A 10,029-nucleotide genomic window follows, 5' to 3' on the forward strand; every position below is an offset into this window, starting at 1 on the left:
AGCTCTCCTTATACAATCAAAGTTGGCTTCTTTTGGGGGATATGTCCAGACTTCTTAACTTTTGTATCCAGATAGAAACTATTATCTTCCGTCAAACCGCCCCAAAGCGGAATATGGTCCTTTGCCGCAAGTCCATGCTTCATGAGGGCGTCCAGCTTTTTCGGGTTGTTCGTGATTAAAGTCACCGGATCCTCGCGCAGTTCGCTCAACACTCGAATGGCTCCCTCGTAAGATCGCGTATCATCTTCGAATCCTAAAGCCTCATTCGCCTCGACCGTGTCATAACCCTCCTGCTGAAGCAAATAGGCAAGAGACTTGGAAAACAGGCCGATCCCTCTTCCTTCATGGTCCGCAAGGTAAAAGATGGCCCCGCACCCATGCTCGGCTATCATCTTCATCGATTGGTGGAGCTGGTAGCCGCAATCACAGCGTTTACTGCCGAAGATATCACCCGTGTGACAGATGCTATGCATCCGGACAAGTGCATCCCCGGAATTTTTAAAATCTCCATACACCAATACGGAGGATTGCTGTCCAAAAGCGAGATTGGCTTCCGAAAGCGAATCAAGCACCGCTTCCTTGTCATTATCCGCGCCGTCAAGCTGAAGCCATGTATACCATTGGAAAACCGTTGAGAAATCTCCTTGTTCAACAGGCAGGTTCACAGGCCCCACAAGGCATATATCAGCTTTTCCCGGAGTTTTGATGATATTCATTTTATCTATTAAAAGGTTTTTTGTTTCCTCGGTTATTTTCATGTTAACATCACCTATTTTATAATTTATAGTGTGCCTTCTCCTTACTTTAGGTAAGTAAGTATATTACTATACACTATACCTGTCAATGAAGCAGTTTACAAATAATAGTGTGTCTTTGGTCATAATTTTCAAGAAGTTTTTTTTTGCAGTAGAAAGGTCATTCACAAACCGCTATCATATCGGCTGGCCTTTATACATATTTTAACGTATAACGAAAACGTGTCTATAGACAGACTTAAGGAAAGGACGGAAACCTTTTGGAGGATTTCCCTTATTTTTTTTATGACCCTATTCTATTTCCGCCTCACGTCGGGGCAATGAATATGAATCGGGAGCGGGAAGGAACATTGCGTCCCTACTCGGCACCCAACCCAGATCTGCTGGTTAAATCGGCAAAGACCTCGCAATCTTTAATGCTTGATGTAAAAAAAGTCATGGATACTTTAGCCACATCGAAGCCTTTCTCGAACCGGTTGATGACTGCTGCCCAAGCATCGGAAAAGAGTGTCGTGATCGATATGATCCGAAAGATAGGAATTAAGAACGAACCTGATATCACGTATAACCCCGATGGGATCCGTTTTGATTTCTATCCTAAAGCGGGAGAAGAAAATTGTCATATCATCGTCAGCTTGAAATGGAGTGATGTATAACGTCCACCACACTCTTTTGGTAAAAAAACCGAAGCCTATTTTCGGCTTCGGATATTTGGGTTCATCTTGTTTTCGTTTCAAAGGTTTCAACCAATAGTGCAAGCGTTCGTGCCATGACACCGGTAGCCCCCGCCCTGCACAATTCGGAGCTGCTCGAGGTTGTGGAAGTTCCGGCGATATCCAGATGAACCCACGGAGTGTCTTCAGCAAATTCGCCGATGAAGGCCCCGCCCATGATCGCATGTCCTGCCCCGCCAGGTGAATTATTCAAATCCGCCATTTTACTATTGCGTACCCGTTCTTTATCCTTTTCTGTAATCGGCAATCTCCAAATGGGCTCCCCGGCCTCCTCTGAGGCTTTGACCACTTGCTCATAGAATTCCGTATCATTTGTCATTGCACCCGTCATATCCATGCCCAGCGCCGTTATTACACCGCCCGTTAAAGTGGCAACGTCAATAAGATAGTCAGCACCATGATGTTTAGCGTAAGTCATGGCATCCGCCAAAACCAGCCGGCCTTCCGCATCCGTATTCAATACCTCTATCGTCTTGCCGCTCATGGCAGTGATCACATCATCCGGCTTGAATGCATCACCGCTGATCATGTTATCAGTGGATGGAATGACAGCCACGACATTTTGATCCGGTCCTAATTCGCCGATAATTTCCATTGCACCTAAAACTGCCGCCGCACCGCCCATATCCGTCTTCATCCCAACGATTCCAGCCTTCGTTTTCAATGAGTATCCACCCGTATCGAATGTGATGCCCTTACCGACCAGCCCGATAACATCCTTCCATTCATCCTTACCTTGATACTTCAGGACGATCATTTTCGGAGGCTCGACCGAACCTTTATTGACAGCAAGGAGTGCGCCCATTCCCAACTTGAGCATATCTCCCTTCTCGAGTATCTCCACTTCAAAACCATAACGTTCGCCCAATGCGGATGAATAATCCGCCAAATCCGTGGAAGTCAACAAATTGCCTGGTGTGTTGACCAATGTTCTGGCTGAGTTCGTCGCCCTTCCAAAGATTCTCCCTACATGAAGCGCGGCACCGACCTCTTCTTGATCATATTCACTGTAAACCGTAATCGATTCGAGGCTTTTTTCGACCTGGTTCGATTTTTGCTTATACCCGTCAAATTTATAGGAAGCAAGTTCGAAAGCCTCGGAACAAGCATGCGCTGCGTCCAATGCATCCAGATTTTCAGTCGTGAATGTATCCAAAGCGATCGAAAGAGTCGTAATCTTGGATTCATTAATCGTCTTACGCGCCTTCCCAAACGCTTCGCGGAGGGTTTCAAAGGATAGCTCCTTTTCCTTGCCCAACCCTACAAAAATCAATCTCTTTACGCTTAATTTACCTAATGTATGTATTTTGACCACCGATTTTTTCTTGGAAGAGATTTCTCCGGCTTTCACTAACTCTGTTAGCTGGCCGTCCAATCGTTCATCCGCTTCTTTTCCTATGCCTGTAAATTTTACGGGTCTGTCAAATACGCCTAGAATCAGGCATTCGTCAATCAAATCTATATTCAGGGAACCTTTTACTGTGAACATTCTGCTACCTCCTCCATTCAATTACATTCATTATAACGAAATCTTCAAAAATTTTCGAATAAGGCCCGCGTAAATAATAATAAAAAGGGATATTGTTTAGAATGGGTGACTTTAGAGTAATAGTATAAGAAAGATCATATTTTGCTATTACCAGCAGGGAATCGACAGGACTGAATGGAACTAATAATAAGGGCCTTATTCCGAGCAGGATGTATTTACCCAGATATGGATTTCATCTTTACTTATAACTAGAAAGAAGGCTGATACTCTTGGAATTATTACTCAACTTCCCTTTAATCGCAGCATTGATTGCCATTTTCTTTGCTCAATTCATTAAAGTGCCCATCCACTTCATAGCATTTCGTAAAGTGAACTGGTCACTCATTAACTCCACAGGCGGTATGCCAAGCTCCCACTCTGCGGCCGTGTCAGCCCTAACCGTAGCGGTAGGGATCGAAACCGGAATGGATTCCCCTGTGTTTGCGGTTGCCACGATCTTTGCAGTCATCACGATGTTCGATGCGACAGGAGTGAGACGGCAGGCAGGAGAACAGGCAGCCGTCTTGAACCAGCTCGTTACCGACTTCAATACATTTGTCGAGCAAGCAAAGAACTGGCAGAAAAAAGAAGATAAACAGAAACAGCAACAATTAAAGGAACTGTTGGGCCATAAGCCAATCGAGGTATTTTTCGGAGCCTTGACCGGAGTATTCATTGCACTGGCACTTCACTTTTTCATCTTTCAAGGGTAGGTGTTCAATTTGAAAATAATCTCTCTTTGCCCCAGCAATACGGAACTATGCACATATCTAGGGATTGAAGATCAGCTGATCGCCATCGATAACTACTCTGATTGGCCTGAAACCATACAGCACCTTCCTAAGGTTGGGCCCGATTTATCGATCGACATCGATCATGTTGAATCACTAAAACCCGATTTGGTGCTGGCTTCACTGAGTGTACCGGGCATGGAAAAAAATATTGAGGGGTTAAAAGAACGGAACATCCCCCATATCATCTTCAACCCGCAATCACTTGAAGATATCGCAAAAGATTTACTGACCTTGGGCGAGGCCATGGATCTTAAGGAAAAAGCAGAGGAACAGGCTGCCAAATTCCGTGATGCCATCCTTCAATATAAAAACGTCGCCGACAAAATCGAAACAAAGCCGTCCCTGTATTGGGAATGGTGGCCTAATCCCTTATTCAGCCCAGGGGGAGTTAATTGGTTATCCGAGATCAGCACGCTTGCGGGAGGATATAACCTTTTCGAAGATGTAGACATGGCAAGCATTCAAGTCACTTCCGAAGATGTCCAAAAAAAGGATCCCGACCATATTTGCTTAGCTTGGGTCGGTGTCCCTTTACGAAAAGTAAACCCAGAGCTGGTCAAGAAACGGAAAGGGTGGTCTGATATGAAGGCCGTCCGGAATAACAATATTCACATCATGGAAGAACCATTATTCTGCCGGCCTTCTCCGCGTTTGCTGGATGGTCTTTACAAATTGGCAAAGACCCTGCATCCTGAAGCCTACAAAAGCATGGCCTAAGGGCGTCCCAACTGAAACAGACAATCAAAAAGGCTGCCTCAATCGAGGCAGCCTTTCACCTTCACTTTCTCCGATTTGTCCATCAATCATTAAAAAGCAAAGGAAGCTACATTCTCGTTTAATGTTTTCTCAGCAATTTTCGACTTGAATACCTGCTTGATCTTGGTTTCATTCAACTTGCTTAACTGCTCTTCAGATAACTCGCCATTCCCTTTTTGCACAACATATACTTCAAGGGTTTTCTTGCCCCAGTTCTCGTATACATCTTGTACCGTTTCGTAGTATAGGTCCAGGTGGTTTCCTTTGATCGCACCGCCCTTGTCCGCTACAACCCCATAACCATAGCCCGGAATCCAAAGGATGGTTCCGAGAGGGAATACGGCAAGATCGGCGGCAATGGTGGAAAACAGATCCCGTTTCACCTTCACCCCTGAATAAGTGATTCCATAGGATGGGCTTTCCGGGTACTTTCCTGTCGATTCATACCCTGCTGTATATCCTGTAGCCAAAACTTCATGCTTCGGGTATTTCGAGAGCTCGATTGCCTCCGCTATCGTCGTGGGACCATTGCTCGTGGATGCCGATGCCATTAGCGTTGCCACTTGACCTCCACTATGGATCGCTTTATATTCGAAACCAAGCATTCGATGTTGTCTCATTGCCTCTTCAAAAGGATGATCTTCAGGCACAGCCCCAAAAACATGATTTAAGGTTGATTCGATGGCCAAGATAAATAATATGATAATAGCAACCCTCAAAAATAATGCCTTTACAATCTTCATATGTATTAATTCCACTCCTCTCACAAGGATATTTGTTCCCTTTCCAGAGTGAAAGTATTCATAAAGCATGGAAAGATCCAATTTTTCTTACAAAAAAAAGAACCGTCCATAAATGACGGCCCTTTCCATTATCAAAACATTTGATATCCTTTTTTCCTTAGAATCCTGATGACCACACCCGCTAAAACCGCGCCAAGCAGCCCGCTTGATAAAATAATGATGTCTGCCGTATGAAGGGATGTAAGGCTTGTTCCAAGATTGGAAAAAGAGATTCCTGGATTTCTAAAATATTCTATTAGCTTTGTTTCATTGACAATGATGATGAAGACGATTGGAAATAAGATGACCATGATCCAAGAAGAGCGAAAGAGCATATTCAGCAAAAAGCCAATTCCGAAAAACAATATGAAAAATAAGAGTATTGAGATAATTAAAACAGGCAATGGCATGTTATTCTTGACCCTCCTTAAAAGCGACACCTTTAGTTTACTGAAAAAATAATTGCTGCGTCAACGACTTATACCAAATAATGCCGAAGAAAAGATAATTACCCAAATTACATGAATAATTTATATGATGTATATCCAAATTGATCTCCCGGGTTCAACCCGTCAAGCATCGTCTGCATTCTTTCCTTTTTAAAAGCTAAAAGCTGTTCTAATAGTAAAGATTGCTTCCCCTCCTGCATGAGTAAATCAGGGTCATAAAATTTAGCTTCATATAATTCATCCAATTGAGCGGTTACTTCAAAACTGACCGGTTTAAGTAAAAATATCAACATATTATCACTTATATCCCCTTTGATGACTCCGCTTCTCACTCCTACAATGCCTTCGATTTCTGTTTGAATACCCGTCTCCTCCAACACTTCCCGTACGACAGCTTCATCGACGGTTTCATCATTTTTGACAAAACCTGCCGGAAGCGACCATTGCCCTTTCAATCCGCCATACCTTTTATTCACGACCAGCCACTCACCTTTATCAGATATCACAAGGCCGGACACTGCCAGCCAAACATTTTTGCATTGTTCCAAAATCCTTCCCCCACATTCTTTATAATTAGTGTAAACTCCAAACAGTGCCAAAGGTAAGGACTTTCTTGATGCAGCTTCATCATTCTTATCCCCATTATATTCCACTTAAGAAAAGTGCATACTCCACTATGACACACTCATCGATGGATGAGATTCCAATGAAAAAGCCATTCAGGGACAATCCCCAAATGGCCATTATTTTATATACCGAAAAAATTAAAGGACGTTGAATTTACCTTTTTTTGCAACAAGGGAAGCTCCGCCAATCAATAACAATGCTCTGTTATCAACCATTTTCTTCATGAATGATGCAGTCTTACCTGTAACTTTCTTGCCGAAAACAACACCAATCGCGTTGTCTTCACCAAGTGAACATACCGTTCCTTTGTTTTCGAAAGTGAACGTTTCAAGGTCGCTTTCATTACGAACCAATTTAGTCAGGTTCTTCGCAATGACCTCACCTTGCTGCATAGCGATTTGGGCAGTAGGTGGATATGGACGATTAATTTCCTCGTTGATGATCAAAGCGCAATCCCCCACAATGAAAATATCGTCATGACCCGGTGCCCGCATGTCAAGGTTCACTTTGATACGTCCGCGCATAGCTTCAAAACCGGAAGCCTCTATCACGGAGTTTCCACGTACGCCAGCTGCCCATACAACGGTCCCCGCTTTGATTTCTTCCACTTCATCTTCGCCTTTTGCCACGATGATGCCTTCGGGAGTCGCCCCCTTGATCGGTGTACCGATCTTGAATTCCACACCTTTTTTCTCAAGGTAAGATACTGCATAATCCACCAATTCCGGATCGAAGCCAGGGAGGACGGCTGGTGCTGCCTCCACACAGTACATACGGACCTTTTGGAAATCGATGTCGTATTCTTTACAAAGTTGAGGGACACGGTTAGCCAATTCGCCAAGGAATTCGATACCCGTAAATCCTGCTCCTCCAACAACGATCGTCAAGCGGTCTTCATTCTTCTCGACCTCAGTACTGTACGTGGCGAATTGCAATTGGATATGGTCACGGATTTTTCGTGCAGTGTTCACGTTAGAGATAGAGAAAGCATATTCTTTTAGCCCTTGGATTCCAAATGTTTCCGATTCTGGTCCAAGTCCAATCACTAAGTAATCATAAGAAATTTCGTCGTTTTCAAGGATGACTTTTTTGTTCTCTGTTTTCACTTCCAAAACAGAGTCCTGGATGAATTTAACTTTGCTGTTAATGACACTTTTGATTGGATAGCGCACACGATCATGATGTAGAGTTCCAGCGGATGCTTCATGCAGCCATGTTGTTTCATAGTGGTAATCATTTTTGTTAACTAATACGATTTCTGCTTCATTTTGACCTAATGCCTTCTGTAAGCGAGTAACAGTCATCAATCCACCATAACCTGCTCCCAAAACAACGATAGTTGGCTTTTTCAAAAGTATTCGTCCACCTTTACGATATTTTCTTGTGATGCTTTCCATAACTAAAATATATTGTCTATCTTATTAATTTCCATTATAAAAAGCACTCTTATACATTTGTGACGTATTTCACGTAACACTTCATAAATGTCATAAAAAATTCATAAAAATTTTACCAAATGATGTATAAGTAAATATTAGTCTTTTTCCATACCTTTTTCAAGTAACAAACCGAACTTTTTCGGGTTAAAATAAAGCCAAAAAGCGTTACTTTTCACCCAGTTCCGAACCATATTTATACGATATGCTTAACATTGGTAAAGAGTAATTTTACCCACTTTTGAAAGAGAATAAAGAACATTCATCATAAAACCGCCTATATATAGTCAAAACTTTCTCACTTTTCTAACTTTACCCGTTTTTTAAAAGATCATCTATGTTAAAATAAGAGAATAAATTTCAGCAAACCTAGTATATCGGAGGGATAACGTTGGAAGTTAATGAAAAAGTTTATGATATTACCATCATTGGCGGAGGCCCAGTTGGATTATTCACTGCATTTTATGGGGGAATGAGACAGGCATCCGTAAAAATCATCGAGAGCCTACCACAATTAGGCGGACAATTGTCGGCCCTTTATCCTGAGAAATACATCTATGATATCGCTGGTTTCCCCAAAGTGCGCGCTCAGGAGCTAGTGAATAATTTGAAAGAACAAATGGCAAAGTTCGAGCAGGATGTTGTCCTGGAGCAGGCCGTTCAAGAAGTGGAAAAGCAAGCCGATGGAGTTTTCAAGTTAACGACTGATAAAGAAATCCATTACTCCAAAACGATTATCATCACAGCTGGGAATGGGGCTTTCCAACCCCGCCGCATCGAAATTGATGATGCAAAAAAATATGAAAGCAGTAACCTCCACTATTTCATCGATGATCTCAATCATTTTGCCGGCAAAAAAGTGGTGGTCTTCGGAGGTGGAGATTCAGCAGTGGACTGGGCCCTGATGCTGGAGCCTATCGCCGAGAAAGTGAGCATCATACACAGAAGGGATAAATTCCGTGCCCACGAACATAGTGTAGAAACACTTAAAGATTCAAAAGTTGAAATAAAGACTCCATACATACCTTCAGAGTTGATTGGTACAGACGGACGGATCCATACAATTGTCATCAAGGATACAAATGGTGAAGATACAGAGACGATGGAGGTAGATGCAGTCATCGTCAACTACGGCTTCGTTTCTTCCCTTGGTCCCATTAAGGAATGGGGACTCGATATCCAGAAGAACAGTATTTTGGTGAATTCCAGAATGGAAACGAATATCCCGGGAATTTATGCAGCAGGTGATATTGCAACATATGATGGCAAAGTAAAATTGATTGCAAGTGGTTTTGGTGAGGCACCCACTGCCGTCAATCACGCCAAACAATATATTGACCCAAAAGCCAAAGTTCAGCCGATGCACAGCTCTTCCATGTTTTAAAATCACGCAAAAACCCGGCTTTCACTGCCGGGTTTTTTGTTGTCCCCAATTCGATGATTGTGGATAACTTATTTCCATTAGTTATCCACAGTGCTTATCCTTGTCATTCTAAGGGTAAAGAGTAGGATAAGCCATGAAAGGGGAATGCACATATATGAATATTTTAATTACAGGAGCCAACGGAACGACCGGAAAACAGATCATTGGGGAATTATCAAAAAATCCGCAAATGACTGTATACGGGATGATCCGGAAAGAGGAACAGGCTCAAACGATAAAAGAACTCGGCGGGCATCCAATCCTTGCAGATTTAGAGGGAAATGTGGATAAAGCAGTGGATAACATGGAAGCCATCATTTTTGCCGCCGGATCTGGACCAAAAACAGGGCCGGATAAAACGACAGCTGTGGATAAGAATGGAGCCATTAAACTAGTTGATGCCGCCAAGAAGAAGGGTATCAAACGTTTTGTCATGTTAAGCTCTGTCAGTTCTGATAATCCGGAACAAGCCCAAGCAGGAATGCGACATTATCTCGAAGCAAAGCATGATGCCGATGAACATTTAAAAGCAAGCGGGCTGACATACACGATTGTCCGGCCGGTTGCTTTGACAAATGAACAAGCCATCGGAAAAATCTTTGCGGATGAGAAAGTGGATCATACTAATAAATCCATTCCAAGGGCCGATGTCGCAGCAACCTCACTTATTGAAGTAAAGCATCCGTTAGCATTCCTGTAGATCGTTAAATATCAGGTTTGAAAAAAATAGAGCCCCTCAGTAAGA

At 42.9% G+C, this 10,029-nt stretch carries 11 protein-coding genes; 5 read left to right on the forward strand and 6 right to left on the reverse strand.

Going from position 1 to position 10,029, the window contains the following annotated elements:
• Positions 1-8 precede the first annotated feature (8 nt).
• The gene (locus FNK51_RS07895) at positions 9-758 is read right to left on the reverse strand and encodes a GTP cyclohydrolase II (protein ID WP_076368137.1); all 750 of its coding nucleotides are present in this window, start codon (positions 756-758) and stop codon (positions 9-11) included.
• 323 nt (positions 759-1,081) lie between these two features.
• Between FNK51_RS07895 and FNK51_RS07900 the strand changes: the two genes are divergently transcribed.
• Positions 1,082-1,411 (forward strand): YuzC family spore coat inner layer protein, encoded by a 330-nt coding sequence (locus tag FNK51_RS07900; protein WP_141992975.1) that lies wholly within the window; start codon positions 1,082-1,084, stop codon positions 1,409-1,411.
• Positions 1,412-1,472: 61 nt separating this feature from the next.
• On the opposite strand, the gene FNK51_RS07905 is transcribed toward FNK51_RS07900, so the two are convergent.
• The gene (locus FNK51_RS07905) at positions 1,473-2,978 is read right to left on the reverse strand and encodes a leucyl aminopeptidase (RefSeq protein WP_098371457.1); all 1,506 of its coding nucleotides are present in this window, start codon (positions 2,976-2,978) and stop codon (positions 1,473-1,475) included.
• Between the two features lie 269 nt (positions 2,979-3,247).
• Between FNK51_RS07905 and FNK51_RS07910 the strand changes: the two genes are divergently transcribed.
• Together FNK51_RS07910 and FNK51_RS07915 are read left to right on the forward strand one after the other, a co-directional pair.
• Entirely contained in the window at positions 3,248-3,730 is a 483-nt protein-coding gene (locus FNK51_RS07910) for a divergent PAP2 family protein (protein WP_098371458.1), read from the forward strand.
• Positions 3,731-3,739: 9 nt separating this feature from the next.
• Positions 3,740-4,528, forward strand: a complete 789-nt coding sequence (locus FNK51_RS07915) for a cobalamin-binding protein (protein WP_141992976.1) — start codon at positions 3,740-3,742, stop codon at positions 4,526-4,528.
• A gap of 89 nt (positions 4,529-4,617) precedes the next feature.
• On the opposite strand, the gene FNK51_RS07920 is transcribed toward FNK51_RS07915, so the two are convergent.
• From FNK51_RS07920 to FNK51_RS07935, 4 genes are all read right to left on the reverse strand, one after another.
• Positions 4,618-5,310: a 3D domain-containing protein gene (locus tag FNK51_RS07920; protein ID WP_141992977.1), complete on the reverse strand. Its 693-nt coding sequence runs from the start codon at positions 5,308-5,310 to the stop codon at positions 4,618-4,620.
• 131 nt (positions 5,311-5,441) lie between these two features.
• The gene (locus FNK51_RS07925; RefSeq protein WP_098371461.1) at positions 5,442-5,759 is read right to left on the reverse strand and encodes a YuiB family protein; all 318 of its coding nucleotides are present in this window, start codon (positions 5,757-5,759) and stop codon (positions 5,442-5,444) included.
• A 107-nt stretch (positions 5,760-5,866) separates the two neighbouring features.
• Positions 5,867-6,346, reverse strand: coding sequence for an NUDIX domain-containing protein (locus tag FNK51_RS07930; RefSeq protein ID WP_141992978.1), 480 nt, complete (start codon positions 6,344-6,346; stop codon positions 5,867-5,869).
• 216 nt (positions 6,347-6,562) lie between these two features.
• A complete protein-coding gene (locus FNK51_RS07935) occupies positions 6,563-7,777 on the reverse strand; it encodes an NAD(P)/FAD-dependent oxidoreductase (protein WP_098371462.1) in 1,215 nt (404 codons plus the stop codon).
• A gap of 475 nt (positions 7,778-8,252) precedes the next feature.
• On the opposite strand from FNK51_RS07935, the gene FNK51_RS07940 reads away from it, so the two are divergent.
• Entirely contained in the window at positions 8,253-9,245 is a 993-nt protein-coding gene (locus tag FNK51_RS07940) for an NAD(P)/FAD-dependent oxidoreductase (protein WP_141992979.1), read from the forward strand.
• 154 nt (positions 9,246-9,399) lie between these two features.
• Positions 9,400-9,984: an SDR family oxidoreductase gene (locus FNK51_RS07945; protein ID WP_181762217.1), complete on the forward strand. Its 585-nt coding sequence runs from the start codon at positions 9,400-9,402 to the stop codon at positions 9,982-9,984.
• The last annotated feature ends 45 nt before the right edge of the window (positions 9,985-10,029 follow it).

The sequence above is a fragment of the Bacillus sp. B4EP4a genome (assembly GCF_006680105.1).
GTDB classification, from domain to species: domain Bacteria; phylum Bacillota; class Bacilli; order Bacillales; family DSM-1321; genus Peribacillus; species Peribacillus simplex_E.

Bases quoted from the DNA above. Each gene is read 5' to 3' on its own strand.
- FNK51_RS07895 (WP_076368137.1), bottom strand. From the start codon at position 758: ATGAAAATAACCGAGGAAACAAAAAACCTTTTAATAGATAAAATGAAT.
- FNK51_RS07900 (WP_141992975.1), top strand. From the start codon at position 1,082: ATGAATCGGGAGCGGGAAGGAACATTGCGTCCCTACTCGGCACCCAAC.
- FNK51_RS07905 (WP_098371457.1), bottom strand. From the start codon at position 2,978: ATGTTCACAGTAAAAGGTTCCCTGAATATAGATTTGATTGACGAATGC.
- FNK51_RS07920 (WP_141992977.1), bottom strand. From the start codon at position 5,310: ATGAAGATTGTAAAGGCATTATTTTTGAGGGTTGCTATTATCATATTA.
- FNK51_RS07925 (WP_098371461.1), bottom strand. From the start codon at position 5,759: ATGCCATTGCCTGTTTTAATTATCTCAATACTCTTATTTTTCATATTG.
- FNK51_RS07945 (WP_181762217.1), top strand. From the start codon at position 9,400: ATGAATATTTTAATTACAGGAGCCAACGGAACGACCGGAAAACAGATC.